This window comes from Ochrobactrum sp. BTU2, assembly GCF_024539785.1.
GTDB classification, from domain to species: Bacteria; Pseudomonadota; Alphaproteobacteria; order Rhizobiales; family Rhizobiaceae; genus Brucella; species Brucella anthropi.
This window is the reverse complement of the sequence record NZ_JAHWRG010000006.1, coordinates 36,910-62,662: the sequence shown is the minus strand read 5'-3', so window position 1 is coordinate 62,662 and position 25,753 is coordinate 36,910. Positions and strand designations below refer to the sequence as shown.

Sequence of the window (25,753 nt, the reverse complement as noted above, 5' to 3'; positions counted from 1 at the left end):
TTGCCTGAGCGATATGTTCATGCGAGGAGGATGGCATGAGCGACCGCAACCCTCTCATTGATGCTGACAGACGCGTAGACGAAGACAATACGCTGCGCCCGCAGACGCTTGACGATTTTGTCGGCCAAGCGGCAGCGCGCGCAAATCTGAAAGTCTTTATCGAGGCCGCCAAAGTGCGTGGCGAGGCGCTTGACCACGTCCTGTTCGTTGGCCCTCCGGGTCTAGGCAAGACGACGCTGGCGCAGATCATGGCCAAGGAGCTGGGCGTCAATTTCCGTTCCACATCCGGCCCGGTTATTGCCAAGGCGGGCGATCTTGCGGCTCTGCTGACCAATCTGGAAGAGCGCGACGTTCTGTTCATCGACGAAATCCATCGTCTCAGCCCGGCAGTGGAGGAAATCCTCTATCCGGCCATGGAGGATTTCCAGCTCGACTTGATCATCGGCGAGGGGCCTGCCGCGCGCTCGGTGAAGATCGATCTTGCCAAGTTCACGCTGGTTGCGGCAACGACCCGTCTCGGGCTTCTGACGACGCCGTTGCGGGACCGCTTCGGTATTCCGACACGGCTCAATTTCTATACGGTTGAGGAACTGGAATATATCGTGCGGCGTGGTGCGCGCATCATGCAGATGGGTATTTCGCCGGATGGTGCGCTGGAAGTCGCCCGCCGTTCGCGCGGCACACCACGTATCGCCGGACGGTTGTTGCGCCGTGTGCGCGATTTCGCGCTGGTCGCCGGCGCCGATGTCATCGATCGCAAGATCGCTGATGAGGCGCTGTCACGCCTTGAAGTGGACAACCGCGGGCTGGATCAACTCGACCGGCGTTACCTCAATATTATCGCACGCAATTTCGGCGGCGGTCCGGTGGGGATCGAAACCATTGCCGCCGGCCTGTCTGAGCCGCGTGACGCAATTGAAGACATTATCGAACCCTATCTGATCCAGCAGGGTTTCCTGCAGCGCACGCCACGCGGTCGCGTCTTGACGGCTGTCGCCTGGCAGCATCTCGGATTGCCCGCGCCTGCTGAAATCATCCAGCAGTCGCAATACGGCCTCTTCATGGAAGACGAATGATGGAACGACAGGAACAATTGGCGCAGGCTGCTGTGTCTGGCGAACTGAAAGACGGCGCGCATCTGCTCTATGCGCGCATCTATTATGCCGATACGGATTTTTCCGGCTTCGTTTATCACGGTCGCTATCTGGAATTCTACGAACGTGGACGCACGGATTTCCTGCGTTTGCAGGACGTTCATCATATCGAATTGGCTGAGGGCGCGCTTGGTGAAGAAATGGTCTGGGTCGTTCGCCGCATGGAGATCGATTACAAATCGCCCGCGAAGATGGATGACCTTATTCTGATTGAAACCCGCGTCAGCGAAATTCGCGGCGCGCGGGTCATCATGGCGCAGAAAATTACCTGCGGTGAGCGTCTGCTGTCGGAGGCGAAGGTAGAGGCCGTGATGATAACCAAAGAAGGTCATCCGCGCCGCATTCCCGACGAATGGCGGGAAGCCTTCACCAACAACCGCAAGAACTGAGTCCCAGGACCGCTCCAATGACTGTCTTCACTGGCATGTTCGTGCGGAATTCGATGCGCTAGCGGCAAATATACCTATTTGGGCGAATGCTAACGCATCTTTAACCATAATATTCCATTAATCACCCTGACGGAATCGGTGGAGAGGCAGGCTTGAAGCGCAGCGCCTTCCTTTCACCAAAATTAACCGTAACAAGCGCGTGATGGATTTAAAGTTGAAATCCGGAATGGCGGTTGCGGTGCGAAGTGTCGGCCGCTCGTCGGGCAGGTACGGCTTCAAGTTGAAAAGCTGCGCAGGTTTGGAGCGTCTGTTTTCAGACGTTGAGTAACGGATTTGCGATACCGCCCGGTCATGTGGCCGGGCGTTTGGATTCGAGGACGGTAGATCGATGGAAAATGTTGCGTTAGCGGCCCCCGCCGCCGATGTTACCCTCTGGGGCCTGTTCATGCAGGCGAACTGGGTCGTCAAGCTGGTTATGCTTGGCCTGCTGTTCGCCTCGATCTGGACTTGGGCTATCATCGTGGACAAGACGATTGCTTACGGACGGGCACGGCGCGCGATTGATCGCTTCGAGCAGACGTTCTGGTCCGGCCAGTCGCTGGAGGAACTCTATCGCAATCTTGGCGAACGCCGTACCACCGGCATGGCGTCCATCTTCATGGCCGCGATGCGTGAATGGAAGAAATCATTCGAGAAGGGCGCTCGCTCGCCCATTGGCCTGCAGATGCGTATCGACAAGGCCATGGATGTCGCGCTGGCGCGCGAAAGTGAAAAGCTCGACTCGCGTCTGGGCTTTCTGGCGACCATCGGCTCTGCAGCCCCCTTCATCGGTCTGTTCGGTACGGTTGTCGGTATCATGACCTCGTTCCAGGCAATCGCCGCTTCCAAGAACACCAGCCTTGCCGTTGTGGCGCCGGGTATCGCCGAAGCGCTTCTGGCAACGGCAATCGGTCTTCTCGCCGCTATTCCTGCCGTTATTGCCTACAACAAGCTGTCGGCGGATGCGGGCAAGATCGGCGGACGGCTGGAAGGTTTTGCGGATGAATTCTCCGCCATACTGTCGCGCCAAATTGATGAGAAGCTGACGCCGCGTAATTAAGCGGCTTCAAGCATCGAGAGTAGTTTCAGCCTTCGGGAATCTTGCAATGGGCATGTCGGTAGGAAATCAGGGAATGCAGTCGGGCGGGCGCCGCAGGCGCGGCCGCAAGAAGGCATTGATGAGCGAAATCAACGTGACGCCATTCGTCGACGTGATGCTCGTTCTCCTCATCATCTTCATGGTCTCCGCGCCGCTGCTGACGGTTGGCGTGCCGATTGACCTGCCCGATACGCAGGCCAAGGCGATGAATGCCGATACGCAGCCGATCACTGTTTCGGTTAACAGCGAAGGCAAGATCTTCCTGCAGGAAACCGAAATTCCGATCGATGAAGTGGTGCCGAAACTCCAGGCTATCGCCAAGACGGGCTATGAAGAGCGCATTTTCGTGCGTGGTGACAAGGCTGCCGATTACGGCACCGTCATGAAAGTCATGGCCCGCATTTCCGCCGCCGGTTTCAAAAATATCGGCCTTGTGACCCTCCAGGAGCAGGATAGCTGACGCCATCATGAAGGCTGGCCTGACATCTTCTGTTGCCTTGCATGCCGTTGCGGTCGCGCTGGCAGTGGTTTCGTTTTCCTCGCCGAAGGCTTTCGACGTGCAGGATTCGGAATCGTTCCCGGTTGATATCGTACCGATCGAGTCGATGACGCAAATCCAGCAGGGCGAAAAGACTGCGCCCATGAAGGAAAAGTCGGCTCCTGTGCCGACAACCAAACCGCAGACTGTTCCAAACGCCGAGAATTTTGGCGATCAGGATATCGATACCCAGACGCCGCCAAAGCCCGATGCAAAGGCGAAGCCAATCGAGGCGGCGGAAGAACCCAAGGCGCAACCGGAACCGGTAAAAAAGCCGGAACCGAAGCCTGATCCGAAACCGGAACAGAAGCCTGAGACCAAGCCGACGCCGGTTCCGGCGACGGAAGTTCAGGCTAAGCCGGAAGAAAAGCAGGAAGTGAAGCCTGATCCGGTGGCGGAAGCCATTGAGAAACAGGCGGAAACCCCTGACGCTGAAACGCCGAAGCTGCCGGACAAGGTGCCAGCGCCCGACGCCAAGCCGAAGCCGCCGCAGGCGCAGACAGCAAAGACGCCGGACCGCAAACCGACGGAAGATAAGAAGCCGACGCAGAACGCCGCTCAGACTTCGAAATCGAAGAATGATGCGATTGCCGATGAGGTTGCTGCCCTTCTGAATAAGCAGAAGGCGGCAGGCGGAGGAGCCAAGCGTTCCACCGATCAGGCATCGCTGGGCGGCAAGAAGAATACTGGCGGCTCCAAGCTCAGCCAGAGCGAAATGGATGCGTTGCGCGGTGCGATTTCCAAATGCTGGAACGTGCCTGCCGGTGTGGCCGACGCGCCGGGACTGGTCGTGACCGTCAAGATGAAGCTGAATCAGGATGGCTCCATTCAGGGTGTCCCTGAAGTGACATCGGGCGGCGGCGGTGACGGTGTTGGTCGTGCAGCAGCCGAGAGCGCCAAGCGCGCTGTCGCACGCTGCGCGCCGTACAATCTGCCAGTCGACAAATATGATTCATGGTCGGAAGTGATCGTCAACTTCGACCCGAGCGAAATGTTCTGACCGGGTTTCCGGTCGCCAACCAACTTACTGCAAGGACAAAGAGGTCCCAGAAGACATGAAAATCGGCATCATCAATACAAAGATCCGGACGGTCTTTTCGGCTTTCGCGTGTATGATTGCCGCAAGCCTTGTCTGCACCATGCCGGCGCGCGCCGTCGTGGAAATCAACATCAACAAGGGGGTGATCGAACCGTTGCCGATCGCCATCACCGATTTCCTTTCGGCTGATCAGCTCGGGCCGAATATCACGTCGGTCATCGCGGCCGATCTTGAGCGGTCTGGTCTTTTTGCACCGATCGACAAGGGCGCCTTCATCGAGAAGATCTCCAATCCGGACGCGGCTCCGCGTTTCGAGGACTGGAAGGTCATCAATGCGCAGGCGCTTGTCACGGGCCGCATCACCAAACAGCCGGATGGCCGTCTCAAGGCTGAGTTCCGCCTGTGGGATACGTTCGGTGGCCAGCAGATGATCGGCCAGCAGTTCTTCACCACGCCGGACAACTGGCGCCGCGTCGCCCATATCATCGCTGATGCGATCTACGAACGCCTGACCGGTGAAAAGGGCTACTTCGATACGCGTGTTGTTTTCGTCGATGAATCCGGCCCGGCACAGAAGCGCGTCAAGCGTCTTGCCATCATGGATCAGGACGGCGCCAATGTGCGTTACATTTCCGACGGTCGCGCCATTTCGCTGACGCCGCGTTTCTCGCCGAACCGTCAGGAAGTCACCTATATGTCGTTCGAAGGCGGTTCGCCGAAGGTGTATCTGCTACAGCTCGAAACCGGCCAGCGTGAACTCGTCGGCAATTTCCCCGGCATGACCATTGCTCCGCGTTTCTCGCCCGATGGCCAGAAGGTTGTGATGAGCCTGCTTCAGGACGACGGCAGTGCCAATATCTATACGATGGACCTGCGCAATCGTTCGACCACGCGCCTGACCAACAGTCAGGCGATCGATACGAGCGCGTCCTATTCACCGGACGGATCGCAGATTGTTTTCTCCTCCGACCGTGGTGGACGTCCGCAGCTCTATGTCATGGGTGCTGATGGCTCCAATCCGCGCCGTATCTCGGCCGGTGACGGCAGCTATTCTACGCCGGTTTGGTCTCCGCGCGGTGATCTCATCGCCTTCACCAAGCAGTCGCAGGGCCAGTTCTCCATTGGTGTGATGAAAACTGACGGTTCGGGCGAACGCCTGCTGACCTCGGGCTTCCACAATGAAGGCCCGACCTGGGCTCCGAACGGTCGCGTGCTGATGTTCTTCCGCAAGGCGGCGGGTGCAGGCGGTCCGAAGCTTTTCACCATCGACCTGACTGGTCGCAACGAGCGCCAGATCCAGACGCCGAACTTCGCATCCGATCCGGCCTGGTCGCCGCTGCTCGAATAGCGGATTCGCGGATAGTTATGGAAAGTGAAGGCGCGAAACTCCGGTTTCGCGCCTTTTTCATGGATAGAACGGTTCCGGTTCAACCGGAAACGGGAAACCGTTCTATCTCCTTGTTTTATCGCATTATCCTCACGCAAAACCGCTTCGCACTTTTGCAGGAAATGCTCAAATTGCCACAATCATTGCCAGGAAGCCGTGTTTCTGCCGTATTTTGCCCCCAAGGGCTAACACCAGAACTGCTGCCGGAAATCGCCGGTTGCATCTGGCCGCAAGAAAATATTAACCATACTTCTTGAGCCTGTCTTAACCTCAATATGATTATTGGATGGTTACGCAGGAACATCAAATCTTAAGGAGCTCCGGCCCATGCGCCGTATCCAGTCGATTGCACGTAGCCCGATCGCTATTGCCCTTTTCATGTCGCTCGCCGTTGCCGGTTGTGCGTCCAAGAAGAACCTTCCGAACAATGCCGGTGATCTGGGTCTCGGTGCAGGCGCTGCAACGCCGGGTTCCTCGCAGGACTTCACGGTCAATGTTGGCGACCGCATCTTCTTCGATCTCGATTCTTCGCTGATCCGCGCCGATGCACAGCAGACGCTTTCCAAGCAGGCCCAGTGGCTGCAGCGTTATCCGCAGTACTCGATCACGGTCGAAGGCCATGCCGACGAACGCGGTACGCGTGAATATAACCTTGCTCTCGGCCAGCGCCGTGCAGCTGCTACCCGCGACTTCCTCGCTTCGCGTGGCGTCCCGACCAACCGTATGCGCACCATCTCCTACGGTAACGAACGTCCGGTCGCAGTTTGCGATGCCGACTCGTGCTGGTCGCAGAACCGTCGCGCCGTCACCGTTCTCAACGGTGCAGGCAGCTAATCTGCGGGCACCTGACAGTGTTACGGAAAAGCGGCTTTCGAGCCGCTTTTTTCGTTTTTGACCGCCTGTTTGGTCGTTTCGACAAACTTTGGCCGAAGTCGCACTTGTCATAGTGAGCGTCAAAAGGCCTTCGCTTTTCGCATTATCCGACGCAAAACCGCTTCGCACTTTTGCGGGAAATGCTCTAAAAGCGGAGCTGATCGTGCGGCAATCATGTTCAGCGTCTGTTCAGGCGCGACACTCGATCATCGTGTTCGCCCCGAATTGGATGGGTGAATCGGATGGATGAATTAGCAGGGGCAAAAGGGAATGAGGAAACCAATGAGGAAAGTGACGCTGGCAATTGCCATGCTGCCGCTTTTGGTGAGTGCTCCGGTTCTGGCGGCATCTGTTTCTTCGCAAGGGGGGATTCAGCTCGCGCAGGCAGGTGTTCCCGGCGGCGATCAGTTTTCGCAGCAGGTCTGCAATCTGGCACATCAAAACGCCCAGTCCTATGCGCGCATCTTGCAGCTTCGCGACAAGATGCTGAAAATCCAGCGCGACAACGAAGCGCGTTTTCAGGCCTTGGAGAAGGGCCGTGGCGGCGCCCAGAATCATGTCAGCATCGGTTCGACAGCAATTCTCGATGACGCCATGCGTGATAATGGCAGCGGCGGCGGTCAGGGCGGCGGCTATCAAAGTCCCGGCCTGCAGCAGGAACTGGTGCGCAACCTGACCGGAAAGGTCGAGGACGTGGACGCCCAGATTTCTTTCACCGACAATCAGCTGCAAAAGACGCAGGAAGACAATGAATTCCGGTTTGAAGAACTGGAAAAGAAGAATGGCGTAACCTCGCCTGCTTCCAGTGGTGCAGCTCAAGCGGCTCCCGCTGCAGCATCGCCGGGAGCCGATCTCTGCGCGCAGGGCATGGGCAACCCCGCTGCGATAGCAGATGCGCTGGGTGCGCGTGCGGAAGCCATGAACTTTCAGATCCTCGAAATGCAGGACCAGATGCAGAAGATGCAGGAAGCAAACGAAGGCCGCTTCCAGTTTCTGGAAACCGGCAAGCGCGCCGATGCGGAAGTGCAGCAGGCTGGCGGCGACACGTCGCTCGCCGATGCCGGTTCCAGCCAAGGGGCCAGTCAGGGCAATAACGGAAACCTCGTTGGCGGGGTTTCCGGAAGCGCCCCGCAGAACGGTGGATACAACGCTTCTTCGCAGACTGCGGCCAACCAGTCTTCTGGCGCCGATTCCATGGCTATTGGTTCGAACGCACCCGCACAGGGTGGACCGGAACGTGGCGAGCCGCCGCAGTCGCTGGGTTCCATCCGGTTCGACGCCAATGGCAATGTAATCGGCGAAACGCTTGATGCCACACCGCGCACGGCACAGCCGGGTGCGGCACCCGGCGCCACCTCGGGAGGAAATGCTGCAGGCGATACGGTTGCATCCCTTCCGACGGACGATAATCCCAGTTCGCTCTATCAGGCTTCCTATCAGTATCTGATGTCGGGCGATTACAAGGCAGCCGAAACCGGCTTCCGCGAGCATGTGAAGCGTTATCCGGCTGATCCCAATACGGCGGAAGCACGCTTCTGGCTCGGAGAATCGCTTTACGGTCAGGGCCGTTATCCGGAAGCGGCGACGGTATTCATTGATACGCAGCGCGATTATCCCGATTCGAAACGCGCGCCGGAAAACATGTTCAAGCTCGGCATGACGCTTGAAAAGATGGACAATCGCGATGTCGCCTGCGCGACCTTCGCGCAGATTCCAGAACGTTACCCCAAGGCAGCGCCCGCGATATTGAAGCGCGTTGCCGATGAGCGCAGCCGCGCAAAGTGCTGATTGCGGAGTTATTTCGTGGGGCTTAGCCCAAGCAATATTTCCAAATTATTCGAGCCATTCGGATTTGAGCAGGCCAAGGCCGTCATAGCCGCCGTTTCGGGCGGCAGCGATTCTCTCGGCCTGCTTTTCCTCGTCCGGGATTATATGGCCATGCTCCAGAACCCACCCCGGCTGATTGCTGTGACGGTGGATCATCAACTGCGCGCCGAATCGAAGGCCGAAGCCGAAAATGTCGGGCTGCTTTGCCGGCAATACGGGATTGAACACCGCATTCTCGTCTGGGACGAGGCCAAGCCCACAAGTGGGCTTGCCGCTGCTGCGCGGACGGCGCGCTATCGGCTGCTGGTGCAGGCCGCGCGGGATGTTGGCGGAGCCTTCATTGTCACCGGCCATACGCAGGACGACCAGATCGAGACCTTTCTGATGCGCAAGGAGCGTAGCGCCCACGCCGAGGCGCGCGGGCTTGCGGCCATGTCGTTGCGCTCGTTGCTGGACGGTCTTGGGCTCGAAGGCTCGGTTGAACTTGATCGTCCTCTGCTTTCCGTTTCCCGGCAGACACTGCGCGATGAATTGCGGGGCAGGGGTATCAATTGGGTGGATGATCCCAGCAATGCCAACACCGAATATGAACGACCGAGAATTCGTCATGGCATTGCCGCCGAGGCTGACAGGCAGACGGTTCTCGACCAGATCGCCGAGGCTGGTGCTGCGCGCGAGCGGGACAATGCCGCCTTGATTGCTGCGCTGGGCAACCCGGCGAGCCTGCGCGCTGATGCGAACGGTGCCTTGCTCGTCGATCCGCAGCTTTACGCCGCGCTTCCCGGCAATGCGAGGCGGTTGTTCTCAGGATTGCTTGCGGCCATCGCTGGCGGACGCCGTTTCCTGCCGGGCGATAGCGAGCGGTCGCGTATTGAACGGGTTCTGTCTGGAGATGATGACACTCATCGCCTGACCGTATTCGGCGCCCTCATCGAGCGCGGCGACAGTGGCTCACCGCATCGGTTTCTTCGTGAAAAACGCAATCTGCCAAAGCTCCATCTGGAGCCGGGCAAGCCAATTGTCTGGGACGGGCGATTCCGTTTCTTGAACGAAGGCATGATGGATTTTGAGCTCGCTGCACCGGGACGGCAGGAACTTGCCGACTTCCTGAAGTCGCAGAATATCGAAATCGAATCTCGAAAACGTGAGGCCTTGCTGGTTTCACCTGCTCTTTATAGGGAAGGCAGGCTGTTCGCCTTGCTGTTTCTGCAGGATGGAGAATTTCAGCAAGACATTCATATCGAACGGCATTTTGCGATCTTCGATCACGTGTTGCCGGGGCATGATTTCGATCTTGCAAGGGCTGTGGAAGCCCGCATCGGACGTATCTGCGCGGAAATGTCCTAATTTTTGTAAACCAGAGTGAGAAGAATCGAGGATGCGGGGTCGAACGCGCCTTGGCAAGGCCATCCTTCGATCCTATGTTAGACCGAAACATCGTTCCGTGCCCGCGGAATGGCCGTGGTATCGATTGGACCCGATATGAATCCGAACTATCGCAACTTCGCCCTTTGGGCGATCATTGCTCTTCTTTTGATCGCGCTGTTCAACCTGTTCCAAAGCCCAGGTCAGCGCTCCAATTCCCGTGAAGTTTCCTATTCGCAGTTTATTGACGACGTTTCCAACGGTCGCGTGAAATCGGTCACGATTACCGGCCAGCGGATCAGCGGTACGTTTGCTGATAATGGCTCGACCTTCCAGACCTATTCGCCGGGCGATACAGGTCTTGTTTCGCGCCTTGAAAGCAAGGATGTCGCGATTACTGCGCGCCCTGAAACCGACGGTTCCAGCTCGCTGATCGGCATTCTCCTGTCGTGGCTTCCGATGATCCTGATCCTCGGCGTATGGATTTTCTTCATGCGCCAGATGCAGGGTGGCTCGCGCGGTGCGATGGGCTTCGGTAAGTCCAAGGCCAAGCTTCTGACGGAAGCACATGGCCGCGTGACTTTCCAGGATGTGGCTGGCGTTGACGAAGCCAAGCAGGATCTTGAAGAAATCGTCGAATTCCTGCGCGATCCGCAGAAGTTCCAGCGTCTCGGCGGCAAGATTCCGCGTGGCGTGCTGCTCGTGGGCCCTCCCGGCACCGGTAAGACGCTTCTGGCGCGCTCCGTAGCAGGCGAAGCCAATGTGCCGTTCTTCACCATTTCCGGTTCGGACTTCGTTGAAATGTTCGTCGGCGTCGGCGCAAGCCGTGTCCGCGACATGTTCGAACAGGCCAAGAAGAATGCGCCTTGCATCATCTTCATCGACGAAATCGATGCCGTCGGTCGTCATCGCGGCGCGGGTCTTGGCGGCGGCAATGATGAACGCGAACAGACCCTCAACCAGCTTCTGGTGGAGATGGACGGTTTTGAAGCCAACGAATCGATCATCCTGATCGCGGCGACCAACCGTCCCGACGTTCTCGATCCCGCGCTCTTGCGTCCGGGTCGTTTCGACCGTCAAGTTGTGGTTCCGAACCCGGATATCGTCGGTCGCGAACAGATTCTCAAAGTGCATGTGCGCAATGTACCGCTTGCACCCAATGTCGATCTCAGGGTTGTCGCACGTGGCACGCCGGGCTTCTCCGGCGCCGATCTCGCCAACCTCGTCAACGAAGCTGCCCTCATGGCTGCGCGCCGCAACAAGCGTCTTGTGACCATGCAGGAATTCGAAGACGCCAAGGACAAGATCATGATGGGTGCGGAACGCCGCTCCGCCATGACGCAGGAAGAAAAGGCCAATACGGCCTATCATGAAGCCGGTCATGCCATCGTTGCGATCAACGTGCCGAAGGCTGATCCGGTCCACAAGGCAACGATCATTCCGCGCGGTCGTGCGCTCGGCATGGTGATGCAGCTTCCGGAAGGCGACCGTTATTCGGCCACCTATACCTGGATGGTATCGCGTCTTGCCATCATGATGGGCGGTCGTGTGGCCGAAGAGCTGAAGTTCGGCAAGGAAAACATCACTTCCGGTGCTTCCTCCGATATTCAGCAGGCCACCAAGCTTGCCCGCTCGATGGTGACCCAGTGGGGCTATTCCGACAAGCTTGGCCGTGTGGCCTATGGCGACAATCAGGAAGAAGTCTTCCTTGGCCATTCGGTGTCCCGCACGCAGAATATTTCGGAAGAAACCGCGCAGATCATCGATGCCGAAGTGCGTCGCCTGATCGACGAGGCGTATGCCGAGGCGACCCGCATCCTGACCAAGAAGAAGAAGGACTGGATCGCGCTTGCCGAGGGTCTGCTCGAATATGAAACGCTCTCCGGCGACGAGATCAAGGAACTGATTGCGGGCAATAAGCCGTCGCGCGATCAGGGCAACGATACGCCGTCGCGTGGTTCGGGTGTGCCGAAGGCTGGAAGCCCGCGCAAGCGCAAGGGCAGCGAGCCTGGCAACGAACCGGGTATGGAGCCGCAGCCGCAATAAGCTGTCTGAAAGCGAAATCAAGAAAGCCGGGCTTGTCCCGGCTTTCTTGTTATCTGGCTTTGTTTGGGCTTACCGCAAAGGCTCATTAAGGATTTCGGCGCATCATATTGCGTCAGATTACGACTTAGGACGTGGGAACGTTAAACCTGCCGCAAAAGGCGAAATTGCATTTGTGGGTGTTTTCGCGTTAAGAACAGCGAAAATCTGCTGTCCGGCAACCGGCAGCCATTGCTCGCCGATCAATTCAGGCGGCATATATTTGAAGACATAGAGAGCGGTTCATGGCTCAGCGCAAGGCGAAACAGATGACACGGAAATATTTTGGAACCGATGGCATTCGCGGACAGGCAAACAGCTTCCCGATGACACCGGAAGTTGCCATGAAAGTCGGTATGGCTGTCGGTCACATCTTCCGCCGCAAGGGCCAGACTTCGCGCGTTGTGATCGGCAAGGATACGCGCCGTTCGGGCTATATGCTCGAAAACGCGCTGGTGGCCGGTTTTACCGCTGCCGGTATGGATGTTTTCCTGCTTGGCCCGATCCCGACGCCTGCCGTTGCAATGCTCTGCCGCTCGCTGCGTGCCGATATTGGCGTCATGATTTCCGCATCACACAATCCATTCTATGACAATGGCATCAAGCTTTTTGGTCCGGATGGATTCAAGCTTTCTGACGAGATCGAGCTGAAGATCGAGGCGATGATCGATGGTGATCTGACCCCTTATCTGGCCAGCCACGGTGATGTTGGCCGCGCCAAGCGCGTCGATGGGGACATCTATCGCTATATCGAATTCGCGAAGCGTACACTGCCGCGCAATATCGACCTGAACGGCCTGCGCATTGTTGTCGATTGTGCGAATGGCGCTGGTTACAAGGTTGCCCCTGCTGCCCTGTGGGAGCTGGGTGCGGAAGTCATCACCATCAACAACGAGCCAAACGGCATCAACATCAACGAGGATTGCGGTTCGACGCATCCGATCGGCCTGATGAAGAAGGTTCATGAAGTGCGCGCCGATGTCGGCATCGCGCTGGACGGCGATGCGGACCGTGTGCTGTTGGTCGATGAAAACGGCACCGTCATCGATGGCGACCAGCTGATGGCCGTGATCGCTGAAAGCTGGGCTGCAAGCGATCGTCTCGAAGGCGGCGGCATCGTGGCAACCGTCATGTCCAACCTTGGACTGGAGCGTTTCCTTGCCGACCGTCATCTGACGCTGGCCCGCACCAAGGTGGGCGACCGCTATGTGGTCGAACATATGCGCGAACATGGCTTCAATGTCGGTGGCGAGCAGTCCGGCCATATTGTTCTGTCCGATTATGCGACGACGGGCGATGGTCTCATTTCGGCATTGCAGATCCTTGCTGTCGCGCAGGAGCAGGGCAAGCCGATCAGTGAAATCTGCCGCAAATTTGATCCTGTGCCGCAGCTTTTGAAGAACGTTCGTACCTCGGGCGGCAAGCCGCTGGAGAACAAGCGCGTGAAGAGCGCAATTGACGAAGCTACCGAGCGTCTTGGCGTTCAGGGCCGTCTGGTTATCCGCCCATCCGGCACGGAGCCACTTATCCGCGTCATGGCAGAAGGTGATGATCGTGGTCTGGTGGAAAAGGTCGTCAACGATATCATCGACGTGATCTCGTCCGAGGGCAGCGCTGCGGCCTGATGACTTTAAAGATAATGCGAGCAAAGGCGCGGGTTTTGTCCCGCGCCTTTTGCGTTTGGAATGCATTTTATACATTAGCGAGTGTTAATGAACTTGGTAAAAAAACAAGGTTAAGTTGTATTTAACTTTTGCCGAATAGTCTCCCCTCAAACATCCGTACCCGTCGCTTTCAGCGGCGCGATTCTCCGATGGGGCAGACATATGAAAAGTTTTACGAAAGCTCTTTTTGCCGGTGTGGCGGCATCGGTTGCCCTGATGGCTGCGGCGCCTGTCGCACTTGCTGCGGACATTCTGGAACCAGTTCCAGAAGTTCCGGAAGTCGTTGTCGCTCCGCCCGCCGTTGGTGGCTGGTATTTGCGCGGCGATATCGGTTACTCCAAGGCCAAGTTCAAGGACGCTGATTACGCGACCATCGATAATTGCGCGACCTGCGGCGGCGGCTCGCCGACCTTCGGCAGCAACACGCTTTATGGCGATCTCAAGGGGTCGTTCCTCGTGGGCGGCGGTGTCGGTTATCAGGTGACGGATTATTTCCGTACCGATCTGACGGTCGACTACATGACCCGCGCCAAGTTTGATGGCCACACTTATGGTTCGGCCTGTAACGGTGACATCAACTGCGCTTCCGACGAACGCGGTCGCTTCTCGGCTCTCTCCATTCTGGCCAATGCCTATGTCGATCTCGGCAATTTTGCCGGCTTCACGCCTTATGTCGGCGCTGGCATTGGTGGCACGCGGGTGAAGTGGGGCGATCTCGACGATGTTCGCTATGGTGGTACGCAGGAAGGCGCTGCCAACTGGCGCTTTACCTACGCGCTCATGGCCGGTGCGTCGGTCGATCTCACACAGAACCTCAAGCTCGATGCGGGCTATCGTTATCGCCATATCAATGGCGGCAAGATGTTTGAAGGCAATCAGTGGATCGGTGACGGATACGACAACGGCATGAACGTGCATGATGTGCGCGTTGGCTTGCGCTATATGTTCGGCGGTGCAGGCCCGGCCTATGCTCCGCAGCAGGTTTCGACCATCGTAGACGGTCCCGTTTACAAGTAATTGCAAATCGCGCGATGAAAATAAGGCCCGGTCATCCGGGCCTTATTTGTTTAGAAGTACAGTAAACATATCCCTATATTTATGCGATCTTAACCATGTTCATTCATACATGATGATACATTCATAAGCGGGGATATCATCATGTCTATGCAATGGCGTGCTTTCTGTTCGTCGGCTGCTTTGCTGGCCGGATTATGCGTCGCATCGCAGTCTTTTGCCGCCGATCTCGATATGATCAGCTACGAACCGGGCGCTCCGGTGCAGCAGCCGGTCGAGGTCGGGTCCGGTTGGTATCTGCGCGGCGATATCGGCTACAATCTCTCCTCCAAGGTCAAGGTTCAGACAGAGACATCTTTCTGGAGCGCATCGCAAAGCTATGATCTGGACAAGAATGTCGTGCCGTCCGTCGGTGTCGGTTATCAGTTCACGGATAATCTGCGCGGCGACGTGACGCTTGGCTATTCCAAGCAGAGCTTCGACGACCTGGACGTCGATGTTCGTAGCTGGGACATGATGGCCAACGCCTATGTCGATCTCGGCAATTATTACGGCTTCACACCTTATCTGGGTGCAGGCCTTGGCTTCGCCAATGTGCGCTATTCCATTGATACGGCCTATGGTAACTACAAGACCGACGATGATTATCGTCTCGCCTGGGCGCTGATGGCGGGTGTGGGCATCGACGTGGCATCCAACATCAAGCTTGATATCGGCTATCGTTATGGGGTCATCGAGGGTGCTGATATTGCAAGTGCTGCAGGCCTCACGCTCAGCGATAAGGATATTCAGTCCCATCAGCTGCGCGCCGGTGTGCGCTTCACGACCTGGTAATACCAAGTCTCATTGAGTTTGGCTCATCGAGACTTGGCTAAGCCCGTGCGGTAATTGAGCATTTTCAGGGTGTGATGTGTTAGCATCTTAGCGCCCTGCTATAATTGCAGCGGGCCTTTCGGCCCGCTTTGCAGTTTATTGTTTTAGTTGCGTCGAATTTTTCGTTTTCATATGCGACCCGAATCCTTACAGGTGAAAGAACGCGTCGAGCGCGTTTCCTGAAAAGGGGAGGGTTATGAAAGCAATTGCAGCATTTTCAGATTTCGTAGGCCGGACTTTTGCCATCTGGGTCATTGTCTTTGCCATTCTCGGCTTTGTTCTGCCGTCTACGTTCAGCGTATTTGCGCCATGGATCGTGGTTCTGCTCGGCATCATCATGTTCGGGATGGGCCTGACCATTTCCGGCAAGGATTTTGCCGAAGTCGCCAAACGACCTTTCGAGGTCGCCATCGGTGTGCTGGCCCAGTTCATCATCATGCCGCTTCTCGCCGTGTTGCTGACGCGCATCATCCCGATGTCACCGGAAGTGGCTGCAGGCGTTATTCTGGTCGGTTGCTGCCCCGGTGGAACGGCCAGCAACGTCATGACCTATCTGTCGAAGGGCGACGTGGCATTAAGTGTTGCCTGCACGAGCGTCACGACCTTGCTGGCGCCTCTCGTGACGCCTTTCCTGGTCTGGTTCTTCGCCAGCCAATATCTGCCGGTCGATGCGATGAGCATGTTCATCAGCATCGTGAAGGTGATTCTCCTGCCTCTGGCGCTGGGTTTCATCCTGCAAAAGCTGGTGCCGGGTTTGGTCAAGGCGGCTGTGCCCATGTTGCCGCTCGTGTCAGTCATCGGCATTGTGCTCATCGTTTCCGCCGTCGTGGCTGTCAACAAGGCTGCTATCGCCCAGTCTGGCCTGCTGATCTTCGCGGTTGTCGTTTTGCATAACAGCTTCGGTCTGGTTCTAGGCTATTTCGCAGCGCGTTTCGCGGGTCTGTCGCTTGCCAAGCGCAAGGCGATCAGCATCGAAGTCGGGATGCAGAACAGTGGTCTTGGAGCGGCGCTCGCCAATGCGCATTTCTCGCCGCTGGCGGCTGTGCCGAGCGCTGTTTTCAGTGTCTGGCACAATATCTCCGGTGCGCTGATTGCGAGCTATTATGCGCGCATGGAAGAAGAGCCGTCTGAAACGAAGACAGCGACGCGATAACGAAATTCTACCCGCCCGAAGCGATTCGGGCGGGTTGGGTAAAAATATTCCCAGAAAGGCGTATTGATGAAAAATGCGCTTTCAGCTATCCCAGTAAGTGGGCCACGTCTCCCCAACGAGACGCGTGCTATCTGAGAGGATAGAAACAACATGACGACGATTGCGAAGCCGGCAGTTCGCCCGGCTAATCCTAATTTTTCATCCGGTCCCTGTGCAAAACGTCCCGGCTGGTCGCTGAATGCGCTGGTCGATGCGGCGCTTGGCCGTTCGCACCGTGCGAAAATCGGCAAGACAAAGCTCAAAGAGGCCATCGATCTTACCCGCGAAGTGCTGCAGGTGCCTGCCGATTACCGTATCGGTATCGTGCCTGCTTCCGACACCGGCGCTGTCGAGATGGCGCTGTGGTCCATGCTCGGCGCACGCGGCGTCGATATGGTCGCGTGGGAAAGCTTCGGTTCGGGCTGGGTCACGGATGTGACCAAACAGCTCAAGCTTGAAGATGTTCGCACCTTCGAAGCGCCTTATGGTGAGATTGTCGATTTTTCGCAGGTCGATTTCGACCGCGATGTGGTCTTCACCTGGAACGGTACCACGTCCGGCGCGCGCGTCCCGAATGGCGATTTCATTCCGGCTGACCGCAAGGGCCTGACCTTCTGCGATGCAACATCTGCCGCTTTCGCGCAGCGTCTCGACTTCCCGAAACTCGATGTCGTGACCTTCTCCTGGCAGAAGGTTCTGGGTGGCGAGGGTGCACATGGTATCCTGATCCTCAGCCCGCGTGCTGTCGAACGTCTGGAAAGCTACAAGCCTGCTTGGCCATTGCCGAAGATTTTCCGCATGACCAAGGGCGGCAAGCTGATCGAAGGCATCTTCGTCGGCGAAACCATCAACACGCCGTCCATGCTCTGCGTGGAAGACTACCTCGATGCGCTGAAATGGGCGAAATCGCTCGGTGGTCTCGATGCGCTGGTTGCGCGCGCCGATGCGAATTTTGCAGTTCTCGACGGCTTTGTCGCAAAGACGCCGTGGATTGCCAATCTGGCCGTGAAGCCGGAAACGCGTTCGAACACTTCCGTCTGCCTTACGATTGTCGATCCGGAAGTAACGGCCTTGTCTGCCGACGAGCAGGCCGCTTTTGCCAAGGGCATCGTCACTGCGCTCGACAAGGAGGGCGTTGCCTATGACATTGGCGCTTATCGCGATGCACCTTCGGGTCTGCGCATCTGGGCCGGTGCCACGGTGGAAACTTCCGATCTGGAAGCGCTGACGCATTGGCTGGATTGGGCTTTTGCAACGCAGAAGGCTGCGCTGAAAGCTGCTGCCTGAGCATTTCGTGCATGACGCCGTGGTCCGCGTTGGGGCGGCCACGGTCCGCATCCCCCATTATTCATAGCATTTCCTGAAGCAGATCGGTCTGTGTTTACAGGAAATGTTTGGTCTGAAAATGTTTGAAGGAGGCCTCCATGGCACCTCGCGTTCTCGTATCCGATAAGCTTTCGCCCACTGCCGTCCAGATTTTCAAGGATCGCGGCGTGGAAGTCGATTACCTGCCTGATCTCGGCAAGGACAAGGAAAAGCTTCTCGAAGTCATCGGCGATTATGATGGTCTGGCGATCCGTTCGGCCACCAAGGTCACGGAAAAGCTGATTGCAGCTGCCAAGAAGCTCAAGGTCGTTGGTCGCGCCGGTATCGGCGTGGACAATGTCGATATTCCGGCGGCTTCGCGCCGCGGTATCATTGTCATGAATACGCCGTTCGGCAACTCGATCACCACTGCCGAACATGCCATTGCGCTGATGTTCGCCGTGGCGCGGCAATTGCCGGAGGCAGACACCTCCACCCGCGCAGGCAAGTGGGAAAAGAACCGCTTCATGGGCGTGGAAATCACCGGCAAGACGCTGGGTGTCGTCGGTTGCGGCAATATCGGTTCGATTGTCGCGACCCGGGCCATCGGCCTGAAGATGCATGTGGTGGCTTTCGATCCGTTCCTGTCCGAATCTCGTGCGCAGGAACTGGGCGTTGAAAAGGTCGAGCTTGACGAGCTGCTTGCCCGCGCCGATTTCATCACGCTGCACACGCCATTGACCGACAAGACCCGCAATATCATCAATGCGGAAAATCTTGCCAAGACAAAGCCGGGTGTGCGTATCGTCAATTGCGCCCGCGGCGGCCTGATCGTGGAAAAGGATCTGGTGGCGGCGCTGAAATCCGGCCATGTGGCCGGTGCCGGTATAGATGTTTACGAAACGGAACCGGCGACGGAAAACGAACTTTTCTCGCTGCCCAATGTCGTCTGCACGCCGCATCTCGGTGCATCGACCTCGGAAGCGCAGGAAAATGTTGCGCTTCAGGTGGCCGAACAGATGTCGGACTATCTCGTGAAGGGCGCCGTTTCCAACGCGATCAACATGCCGTCGATCACGGCGGAAGAAGCGCCGCGCCTCAAGCCGTTCGTAAAACTTGCCGATGTGCTTGGCGCTTTCGTCGGTCAGGTCACGGATGAGCCGATCCAGGAAGTGGAAGTGCTGTTCGACGGTTCCACCGCCACGATGAACACACGCGCATTGTTGAGTGCGGCTCTGGCCGGTCTCATCCGTCCGCAGGTTGCCGACGTCAACATGGTTTCCGCACCGATCATGGTGAAGGAACGCGGCATCATCGTTTCGGAAGTCAAGCGCGACAAGTCCGGTATCTTCGACGGCTATATCAAGCTGACGGTAAAGACCACCTTGCGTGAGCGCTCCATCGCCGGAACCTGCTTCTCGGACGGCAAGGCGCGTTTCATCCAGATCAAGGGAATCAATCTCGATGCCGAGGTTGGCCCGCACATGCTTTACGTCACCAACAAGGACGTTCCGGGCATGATCGGCCTGCTTGGCACGATCTGCGGCAAGCATAATATCAACATCGCAAACTTCTCGCTCGGACGTGACCATCCGGGTGGCGATGCGATCGCCATGCTCTATGTGGATGAACAGATTCCACAGGCAGCACTTGACGAACTGACGGCTCAAGAGGCAATCAAGGCGGCAACACCGCTTGAGTTCAACGTCGGAGAAGTTTGAGAAAATGGTTGAAGAGATGGTACAGCCGGAATGGCGGCGCATGCACGAGCAGGATATTGCGGGCGTGACTGCGGTTGCTAATGTTGTCCATCTCGACTTCTTTGAAGATGAGGCGGTCTTCCGGGACCGCTTCAAACTCTATCCGGCGGGCTGCTTCGTGCTCGCCCGTGATACCGAAATCCTTGGTTATGGCATCAGCCATCCGTGGAAGCTCGATACGGTTCCGGCTCTCAACGCCGTTCTGGGCGAACTGCCGGATGATACCAACACCTACTATATCCACGATATCGCGCTTCTGCCCGACGCCCGTTCCAGCGGCGCTGCCACACGTGTCGTGGAACTGATGGCCACGCAAGCCGAACGCGACGGCTTCGTCACCATGTCGCTCGTTGCAGTCAACGGCTCGCAAGGCTTCTGGGAAAAGAAGGGCTTTGTCGTCCGCGATCTTCCGGCACTTGAGGAAAAGCTCAAGAGCTATTCGGATGATGCGCTCTATATGGTCCGCGCCGGCTAGGTTCGGTGATATTCAGTCTCTGGCGGTCTGCAAATGGCGCTCTTTTGCGCTTCCGGTGCTCACGTACTCATAGTACGTTGCGCGCCGGTTCTCAAAGATCACCATTTTCGCCTCCCCAGAGACTGAATCTCTACCGACCTAGTTCCGCGCACTAAAAATCGCGAATTTATTGCACGAAAGAGTCGCGCAATCCCGTTTCAATCTGTATAGAGACGAGGGATCAGCACCCTGTAGCCTCAACTGGCGATGACCGGGCCGCTTCGATCCTTGGATTTTCAAATAGAAGCCAAGGAGTTTCTTCAATGGCAAATGTGGTTGTCGTCGGATCGCAATGGGGCGATGAGGGCAAGGGTAAGATCGTTGACTGGCTGTCCGAACGCGCCGATGTCATCGTGCGCTACCAGGGTGGTCATAACGCAGGTCATACGCTTGTTATCGACGGCGTCAGCTACAAGCTTTCGCTGCTGCCATCCGGCCTTGTGCGCGGCAAGCTGAGCGTCATTGGCAACGGTGTCGTTGTCGATCCGCATCATTTCGTTGCTGAAACCGAGAAACTGCGTGCGCAGGGTATCGACATCAACCCGGATGTGCTGCGTATTGCTGAAAATGCTCCGCTCATCCTTTCCATCCATCGCGATCTCGACGCCATGCGCGAAGGCTCCAATTCGGGTCTCAAGATCGGGACGACCAAGCGCGGCATCGGCCCAGCCTACGAAGACAAGGTTGGCCGTCGCGCCATCCGCGTCATCGATCTGGCCGAGCCGGAGACGCTGCAGCCGAAAGTCGAACGCCTGCTCGCCCACCACAATCTGCTGCGTCGCGGCATGGGCCTTGAGGAAATCGCGGTTGAAACCATTTTGACCGAACTGACCTCGGTTGCCGATCAGATTCTGCCCTATATCGATCAGGTCTGGCGCGTTCTCGACGAACGTCGCAAGGCGGGCGATCGCATCCTGTTCGAAGGCGCGCAGGGCGCACTGCTCGACAACGACCACGGCACGTATCCGTTCGTGACGTCCTCCAACACGGTTGCCGGTCAGGCTGCCGCCGGTTCGGGCCTCGGCCCGACGGCCATCGGTTATGTGCTCGGCATCACCAAGGCTTACACGACCCGCGTTGGCGAAGGTCCGTTCCCGACCGAACTGAACGACGAGATCGGCGAATTCCTCGGCACCAAGGGCCATGAATTCGGCGTGGTGACGGGTCGCAAGCGCCGCTGCGGCTGGTTCGATGCCGTCATCGTGCGCCAGACGGTTCGTACTTCCGGCATCACCGGCATTGCGCTCACCAAGCTCGATGTTCTCGATGGTCTGGATGAAATCAAGATTTGCGTCGCCTATGAACTCGATGGCAAGCGCATCGACTATCTGCCGTCCTCCATGGGCGCGCAGGCGCGGGTGAAGCCGATCTATGAAACCTTGCCGGGCTGGTCGGAAACGACCGCAGGTGCGCGTTCGTGGAATGATCTTCCGGCGCAGGCTGTCAAATATGTCCGTCACATCGAAGAACTGATCGGCGCGCCGGTGGCGATGCTCTCCACCAGCCCGGAACGCGAGGACACGATCCTCGTCACCGATCCGTTCCACGACTGATTGTTTGCAGTCAATGAGCGATATGTTCGGAGCAGCTTTTCCGGAAGCTGCTCCGATTTTTTTTCGACCGTTGTACAAAGAACGCAATCGGCCGTACAAAGCTTCGCATCAGGGTGAATTTTGCCACTATTTCACCGCATCATTTTGAAAGTCTTCGCTAAATCGTAGCCAGAGACTTTGCTTTCCCTTGATTATTGTGATTATTGGGACATTTATTGCATCCTGTGCTTATTGTTCATCTGGACGGGCGGAAACCGGGTAAGACGGAATGGCGGATTTTGTAGCGGTACTGAAAAAGACGATCGATGCGCAGGCGGACAAGTCGCCCGAATTGCGCCAGCGCGTTTACGCGAAAGCGCGCGCAACGATCGAGCAAAAGCTTGTTACGGCAAATGCCTCGCAGGCTGTCGCTGTCCGCCAGCGTAATATTCTCGAAGATGCCATTGCCGAGGTCGAAGCTTTTTATGCACCGCCAGCCGCTACCGCGCCGGAAGAGCCGGTCGATGATGCGCTGGAAGATTTCCTGCAGGAGGCGAATCAGGACGCAGCAGAGCGCGTACCGTCGCATGAAGATGATGACGAACCCGCATTCTCCAGTGCACCGCGCGATGAGCGTCGCGACAATTTCTCCAGTGAAGTTGATGACGCACCGGCCTTTGCAGCCGAGCGCAGCGACGACTGGAAACTGGACCGCGCCAAGGAAAAGGCGCAGGCCCGCCGCAGCGAATATATCGAACGCACCTCCAAGAAGGAGCAGCGTTCCTATAAGGGGCTGATTGCAGCTCTGGTCGCCGTTCTGGTTCTCGGCGGTGCTGGCTATGCGGTCTGGGCCAACAAGGGCAAGATTCAGGAACTGGCGTCGAGCCTTGGACGCAGCGATGCGCCTGCGACCGGTTCCGATACCGGGACGCATCCCGAAGATTCGACGACTCCGCCAGCCGACACCAACACGGCGACAACGGGTGGCGAGCAGACACCGGAACAGCCGCAGCAGCCTGCAGGCGAACCTAAAATGACGCAGCGGCTGATGCCTGATGGCAGCGAAACCGATAGTGGATCTGCCGGTGCTGCAAACGGTATCGGCGAGGGTACGTCGACCGCTGCTTCCACGCCTGCACCTGCTGAAACCAATACACAGACCGGTGCGCAGCCCGGACAGAACCAGACCGTTGCCGTCGGCCAGCAGGCGCTTCTTTATGAAGAACGCGGTGGCGCCGGTTCGGATTCGGTCGAGCGTGGCAATGTGGTCTGGTCGACGATCGAGGAAAGCCCGGAAGACGGTCAACCCGCTGAACCGGCAGTCCGCGCGACCGTTACAATGCCGACCAGCAAGGTCGAGCTGAAGATGACCATCCGCAAGAATACGGATCAGTCCATCCCGGCGAGCCATCTGATCGAGCTGGTCTTCACCGTGCCAGAAGGGTTTACCGGCGGCGTCGTGGACAATGTACAGCGCATTACCTTCAAGGACACGGAACAGGCGGCAGGCAATCCGCTGATCGCCGTGCCGTCGAAGATCGGCGACAACTTCTTTATCGTGTGGCTGAACGACGCCCGCACGGCGCAGGACACCAATCTTTCACTGATGCGCCGCCTGCAGTGGATCGATATTCCGATCTCCTATCGCAACGGTCGCCGCGCCCTTATCAGCCTTGAAAAGGGCGTGCCGGGCGAGAAGGCGTTCAACGACGTGCTCGGCACGAACTAGTCTTACATATCGAAACAGAAAAAGGCCGCTTTAAGCGGCCTTTTTTATTTTGACGCGAGCCGGGATGGTGCCGGTTACTTCTTTTCAGCGAAAGCCTTGATGGCCTTGGCGATTTCGTTTCGGGCTGCTTCGGCGCTGTCGAAGCCGCCCAGTTCAACGACCTTACGGCCTTCCGGCAACTGCTTGTAGACGCGGAAGAAAGCTTCGAGACGCTGCTGTTCGATCTTCGGCAGATCGGTGATTTCCTTGATGTTGTCATAGGTCGGATCGATGTCCTTGGTCGGGACGGCGACGATCTTGTCGTCCTGGTCGCCACCATCGATCATCTTCAGGACGCCGATGGGACGAACCTTGATGATCGCGCCGGGAACAATCGGTTCACGCGTATAGATGAGCGCGTCGAGCGGATCGCCGTCGCCAGCAAGCGTGCTGGTGATCGAGCCGTAATTGGCCGGATAAATCACAGGCATGGACTGGTAGCGATCGACGACGATGTGACCGGTCTTGTCATCGATTTCATATTTGGTGAAGCTGCCTTGCGGGATTTCGATGGCTGTGAAGAACTCCGTCCCGTCCTGTTCCTTCTGCGGATAATCGAGGAAGGAGACATATTCGGAAGCAGATGCGGCGGTGGCAGCGGTAAGCGCAAGAGCTGCGGCGAGCAGGAGCTTTTTCATGGGATGACCTTCGGGCTGAAGCATGTCTCCCGAAAGTGGGAACCGGTTTCGGAACAAGACATGCGTAAAAACAAAAGGCTGGAGCGGTTCCGACGAATCCGTTTCAACTGGCCCGCTCCAGGGTGAAACACACCCTCGTCCCTAAAGCCAATCCATTACAGTGATTTGACGGTTTTATATTGCTTGGATGACAGTTTCCGCGAGGAACCGCCTGCGATATTCCGCCGGACTGATCCCGATCTTCTGACGGAAATGATGGCGAAGCGTGTGGGCGCTTCCAAAGCCGACTGAAGCAGCAACATCGTCAATGCTCGCCTGTCCCTGAGAGAGCAATTCCCTGGCAGCCGCAATACGCTCCATGGTGAGCCAGTCGCCGGGCGTGGCGCCGGTTGCCTCAGTAAAGCGCCGCAGGAATGTGCGTGGGCTCATCCGGCACGCAGCCGCCATGCGCTCGATTGTCCATTCCGTGGCAAGATTGGCGCGCATCCTGTCCAGAACCGGGCTGATTGCGGTGCCTTCGCGCCTTGTGACTGGACGCTCGAGAAACTGTGCCTGGCCGCCCGTGCGATGAGCAGGCATGACCAGCCGTCGGGCAACGGAATTTGCGGCGGTGGCTCCGAAATCCTGTCGAACGATTTCGATGAGGAGGTCTATTCCGGCTGCGCTGCCGGCCGAAGTGAAGATGCGATCATGTTCGCGATAGAGCGACGCATCATCGACATCTATTGCGGGGTGTTTGTTACGCAGCGCGTCGGCATAGCGCCAGTGCGTGGTGGCGGTGCCACCGTCGAGCAGTCCCGTCGCAGCCAGGACGAAAGCCCCTGAACAGATGGAGGCGAGGCGCGCTCCGCGCTGGTGGGCGTGTCGCAGCCTTTCGCTGATGGCTTCCGGCACCGGAATGTCCGCACCTTTCCAGCCCGGAATAATGATGATGTCGGCCTCGTCAATGAGATCGGGACCGCCATCGGGCGTGATGACGAACCCGCCATGTGCACGCAACGGGCCGTCTTCAATCGGGCAACTGGCGAAGCGATACCATCCCGGTCCCATTTCAGGGCGGGGCAGGCCAAAGATTTCGGCGACTATACCGAATTCAAAGGTGCAAAGCCGGTCATAGAGAAGCGCTACGACGAGTGGGCCTTTAAGGTCTGGTATTTGGTTTGTCATTATCTTTACGTACATTGTCAATCACGCCAATTGCAAGTGAATTGGATTATGGGCGACAATCTTTCCGAAGACAAAGGAGATCGCCCATGGATAGTGTGACAAAGACTGACAGGAAATCAGCCGTAACTGCCATCCCGCCAGCGCCAAGCGCATTGGCGCGGGATCATTTCGCAGCCGAATTCACATTCGAGACGGATTGCTGGGACGTGCACGATGCCTTGTCCAAAGGAGCCGATTTCGTGCTTCTCGACGTGCGTAGCCCTGTGCATTTTGCAGAGGCGCATATTCCGGGCGCAATCAATCTGCCGCACGGCAAGATTATCGAGTCCAAGATGGCGGAATGGTCGCAGGAAACGATTTTCGTCACCTATTGTGCAGGACCGCATTGCAATGGCGCGGCGCGTGGCGCCTTGCGGCTCGCCAATCTCGACCGGCCGGTCAAGATCATGGCGGGCGGGCTGACAGGCTGGATAGATGAAGGATTTGAACTCGCCAAAGGCGAGGGGGCTCAGTAACGCCCAAATAATTCTGCCG

At 57.4% G+C, this 25,753-nt stretch carries 23 protein-coding genes; 21 read left to right on the top strand and 2 right to left on the bottom strand.

Features of this window, described 5'->3' with window-relative positions:
• Positions 1-35: 35 nt before the first annotated feature.
• The 20 genes from ruvB (at position 36) to KWJ32_RS18715 (ending at position 23,375) form a co-directional block, all read left to right on the top strand.
• A complete protein-coding gene (gene ruvB, locus KWJ32_RS18810; RefSeq protein WP_012091335.1) occupies positions 36-1,076 on the top strand; it encodes a Holliday junction branch migration DNA helicase RuvB in 1,041 nt (346 codons plus the stop codon).
• On the top strand, positions 1,073-1,543 hold the full coding sequence (locus KWJ32_RS18805) for a YbgC/FadM family acyl-CoA thioesterase (protein ID WP_151610307.1): 471 nt from the start codon (positions 1,073-1,075) through the stop codon (positions 1,541-1,543). Before ruvB ends, KWJ32_RS18805 begins: the two co-directional genes overlap by 4 nt.
• Positions 1,544-1,931: 388 nt before the next feature.
• Positions 1,932-2,642 (top strand): protein TolQ, encoded by a 711-nt coding sequence (gene tolQ / locus KWJ32_RS18800; protein ID WP_010661376.1) that lies wholly within the window; start codon positions 1,932-1,934, stop codon positions 2,640-2,642.
• 46 nt (positions 2,643-2,688) lie between these two features.
• The gene (gene tolR, locus KWJ32_RS18795; protein WP_010661375.1) at positions 2,689-3,141 is read left to right on the top strand and encodes a protein TolR; all 453 of its coding nucleotides are present in this window, start codon (positions 2,689-2,691) and stop codon (positions 3,139-3,141) included.
• Positions 3,142-3,148: 7 nt separating this feature from the next.
• Entirely contained in the window at positions 3,149-4,219 is a 1,071-nt protein-coding gene (locus tag KWJ32_RS18790) for a hypothetical protein (RefSeq protein ID WP_012091337.1), read from the top strand.
• 55 nt (positions 4,220-4,274) lie between these two features.
• Entirely contained in the window at positions 4,275-5,606 is a 1,332-nt protein-coding gene (tolB, locus tag KWJ32_RS18785) for a Tol-Pal system beta propeller repeat protein TolB (RefSeq protein ID WP_010661373.1), read from the top strand.
• 17 nt (positions 5,607-5,623) lie between these two features.
• A complete protein-coding gene (locus tag KWJ32_RS18780; protein WP_125300915.1) occupies positions 5,624-5,902 on the top strand; it encodes a hypothetical protein in 279 nt (92 codons plus the stop codon).
• Between the two features lie 70 nt (positions 5,903-5,972).
• The gene (gene pal / locus KWJ32_RS18775) at positions 5,973-6,479 is read left to right on the top strand and encodes a peptidoglycan-associated lipoprotein Pal (RefSeq protein WP_010661371.1); all 507 of its coding nucleotides are present in this window, start codon (positions 5,973-5,975) and stop codon (positions 6,477-6,479) included.
• 309 nt (positions 6,480-6,788) lie between these two features.
• Complete coding sequence (gene ybgF / locus KWJ32_RS18770) at positions 6,789-8,306, top strand: tol-pal system protein YbgF (RefSeq protein ID WP_151610306.1); 1,518 nt, start codon at positions 6,789-6,791, stop codon at positions 8,304-8,306.
• 15 nt (positions 8,307-8,321) lie between these two features.
• Positions 8,322-9,692 (top strand): tRNA lysidine(34) synthetase TilS, encoded by a 1,371-nt coding sequence (gene tilS, locus KWJ32_RS18765; protein WP_012091340.1) that lies wholly within the window; start codon positions 8,322-8,324, stop codon positions 9,690-9,692.
• A 135-nt stretch (positions 9,693-9,827) separates the two neighbouring features.
• Positions 9,828-11,756: an ATP-dependent zinc metalloprotease FtsH gene (ftsH, locus tag KWJ32_RS18760; protein ID WP_010661368.1), complete on the top strand. Its 1,929-nt coding sequence runs from the start codon at positions 9,828-9,830 to the stop codon at positions 11,754-11,756.
• 305 nt (positions 11,757-12,061) lie between these two features.
• Positions 12,062-13,417 carry a phosphoglucosamine mutase gene (gene glmM / locus KWJ32_RS18755; RefSeq protein ID WP_010661367.1) on the top strand — a complete coding sequence of 452 codons (1,356 nt, stop codon included), beginning with the start codon at positions 12,062-12,064 and terminating at the stop codon, positions 13,415-13,417.
• A gap of 201 nt (positions 13,418-13,618) precedes the next feature.
• Positions 13,619-14,473: an outer membrane protein gene (locus KWJ32_RS18750; RefSeq protein ID WP_012091343.1), complete on the top strand. Its 855-nt coding sequence runs from the start codon at positions 13,619-13,621 to the stop codon at positions 14,471-14,473.
• Between the two features lie 141 nt (positions 14,474-14,614).
• Positions 14,615-15,304, top strand: coding sequence for an outer membrane protein (locus tag KWJ32_RS18745; protein ID WP_029929554.1), 690 nt, complete (start codon positions 14,615-14,617; stop codon positions 15,302-15,304).
• 235 nt (positions 15,305-15,539) lie between these two features.
• The gene (locus KWJ32_RS18740; RefSeq protein ID WP_029929556.1) at positions 15,540-16,496 is read left to right on the top strand and encodes a bile acid:sodium symporter family protein; all 957 of its coding nucleotides are present in this window, start codon (positions 15,540-15,542) and stop codon (positions 16,494-16,496) included.
• Between the two features lie 150 nt (positions 16,497-16,646).
• Entirely contained in the window at positions 16,647-17,822 is a 1,176-nt protein-coding gene (locus KWJ32_RS18735) for a phosphoserine transaminase (protein ID WP_012091346.1), read from the top strand.
• A gap of 137 nt (positions 17,823-17,959) precedes the next feature.
• Positions 17,960-19,561, top strand: a complete 1,602-nt coding sequence (gene serA, locus KWJ32_RS18730; protein WP_010661362.1) for a phosphoglycerate dehydrogenase — start codon at positions 17,960-17,962, stop codon at positions 19,559-19,561.
• 4 nt (positions 19,562-19,565) lie between these two features.
• Positions 19,566-20,075: a GNAT family N-acetyltransferase gene (locus KWJ32_RS18725; RefSeq protein ID WP_010661361.1), complete on the top strand. Its 510-nt coding sequence runs from the start codon at positions 19,566-19,568 to the stop codon at positions 20,073-20,075.
• Positions 20,076-20,377: 302 nt separating this feature from the next.
• Positions 20,378-21,667, top strand: coding sequence for an adenylosuccinate synthase (locus KWJ32_RS18720; protein WP_010661360.1), 1,290 nt, complete (start codon positions 20,378-20,380; stop codon positions 21,665-21,667).
• Between the two features lie 268 nt (positions 21,668-21,935).
• Positions 21,936-23,375, top strand: a complete 1,440-nt coding sequence (locus KWJ32_RS18715; RefSeq protein ID WP_151610305.1) for a transcriptional regulator — start codon at positions 21,936-21,938, stop codon at positions 23,373-23,375.
• 74 nt (positions 23,376-23,449) lie between these two features.
• Here KWJ32_RS18715 and KWJ32_RS18710 read toward each other — a convergent pair whose 3' ends face one another.
• Both KWJ32_RS18710 and ftrA read right to left on the bottom strand, forming a co-directional pair.
• A complete protein-coding gene (locus tag KWJ32_RS18710) occupies positions 23,450-24,052 on the bottom strand; it encodes an inorganic diphosphatase (protein WP_012091348.1) in 603 nt (200 codons plus the stop codon).
• Positions 24,053-24,226: 174 nt separating this feature from the next.
• Positions 24,227-25,219, bottom strand: a complete 993-nt coding sequence (gene ftrA / locus KWJ32_RS18705) for a transcriptional regulator FtrA (protein ID WP_040129097.1) — start codon at positions 25,217-25,219, stop codon at positions 24,227-24,229.
• An 86-nt stretch (positions 25,220-25,305) separates the two neighbouring features.
• On the opposite strand from ftrA, the gene KWJ32_RS18700 reads away from it, so the two are divergent.
• Complete coding sequence (locus KWJ32_RS18700) at positions 25,306-25,734, top strand: rhodanese-like domain-containing protein (RefSeq protein ID WP_012091350.1); 429 nt, start codon at positions 25,306-25,308, stop codon at positions 25,732-25,734.
• The last annotated feature ends 19 nt before the right edge of the window (positions 25,735-25,753 follow it).

Bases quoted from the DNA above. Each gene is read 5' to 3' on its own strand.
- ruvB (WP_012091335.1), top strand. From the start codon at position 36: ATGAGCGACCGCAACCCTCTCATTGATGCTGACAGACGCGTAGACGAA.
- KWJ32_RS18805 (WP_151610307.1), top strand. From the start codon at position 1,073: ATGATGGAACGACAGGAACAATTGGCGCAGGCTGCTGTGTCTGGCGAA.
- tolQ (WP_010661376.1), top strand. From the start codon at position 1,932: ATGGAAAATGTTGCGTTAGCGGCCCCCGCCGCCGATGTTACCCTCTGG.
- tolR (WP_010661375.1), top strand. From the start codon at position 2,689: ATGGGCATGTCGGTAGGAAATCAGGGAATGCAGTCGGGCGGGCGCCGC.
- KWJ32_RS18790 (WP_012091337.1), top strand. From the start codon at position 3,149: ATGAAGGCTGGCCTGACATCTTCTGTTGCCTTGCATGCCGTTGCGGTC.
- tolB (WP_010661373.1), top strand. From the start codon at position 4,275: ATGAAAATCGGCATCATCAATACAAAGATCCGGACGGTCTTTTCGGCT.
- KWJ32_RS18780 (WP_125300915.1), top strand. From the start codon at position 5,624: ATGGAAAGTGAAGGCGCGAAACTCCGGTTTCGCGCCTTTTTCATGGAT.
- pal (WP_010661371.1), top strand. From the start codon at position 5,973: ATGCGCCGTATCCAGTCGATTGCACGTAGCCCGATCGCTATTGCCCTT.
- ybgF (WP_151610306.1), top strand. From the start codon at position 6,789: ATGAGGAAACCAATGAGGAAAGTGACGCTGGCAATTGCCATGCTGCCG.
- ftsH (WP_010661368.1), top strand. From the start codon at position 9,828: ATGAATCCGAACTATCGCAACTTCGCCCTTTGGGCGATCATTGCTCTT.
- glmM (WP_010661367.1), top strand. From the start codon at position 12,062: ATGACACGGAAATATTTTGGAACCGATGGCATTCGCGGACAGGCAAAC.
- KWJ32_RS18750 (WP_012091343.1), top strand. From the start codon at position 13,619: ATGAAAAGTTTTACGAAAGCTCTTTTTGCCGGTGTGGCGGCATCGGTT.
- KWJ32_RS18745 (WP_029929554.1), top strand. From the start codon at position 14,615: ATGTCTATGCAATGGCGTGCTTTCTGTTCGTCGGCTGCTTTGCTGGCC.
- KWJ32_RS18740 (WP_029929556.1), top strand. From the start codon at position 15,540: ATGAAAGCAATTGCAGCATTTTCAGATTTCGTAGGCCGGACTTTTGCC.
- KWJ32_RS18735 (WP_012091346.1), top strand. From the start codon at position 16,647: ATGACGACGATTGCGAAGCCGGCAGTTCGCCCGGCTAATCCTAATTTT.
- serA (WP_010661362.1), top strand. From the start codon at position 17,960: ATGGCACCTCGCGTTCTCGTATCCGATAAGCTTTCGCCCACTGCCGTC.
- KWJ32_RS18725 (WP_010661361.1), top strand. From the start codon at position 19,566: ATGGTTGAAGAGATGGTACAGCCGGAATGGCGGCGCATGCACGAGCAG.
- KWJ32_RS18720 (WP_010661360.1), top strand. From the start codon at position 20,378: ATGGCAAATGTGGTTGTCGTCGGATCGCAATGGGGCGATGAGGGCAAG.
- KWJ32_RS18715 (WP_151610305.1), top strand. From the start codon at position 21,936: ATGGCGGATTTTGTAGCGGTACTGAAAAAGACGATCGATGCGCAGGCG.
- KWJ32_RS18710 (WP_012091348.1), bottom strand. From the start codon at position 24,052: ATGAAAAAGCTCCTGCTCGCCGCAGCTCTTGCGCTTACCGCTGCCACC.
- ftrA (WP_040129097.1), bottom strand. From the start codon at position 25,219: ATGACAAACCAAATACCAGACCTTAAAGGCCCACTCGTCGTAGCGCTT.
- KWJ32_RS18700 (WP_012091350.1), top strand. From the start codon at position 25,306: ATGGATAGTGTGACAAAGACTGACAGGAAATCAGCCGTAACTGCCATC.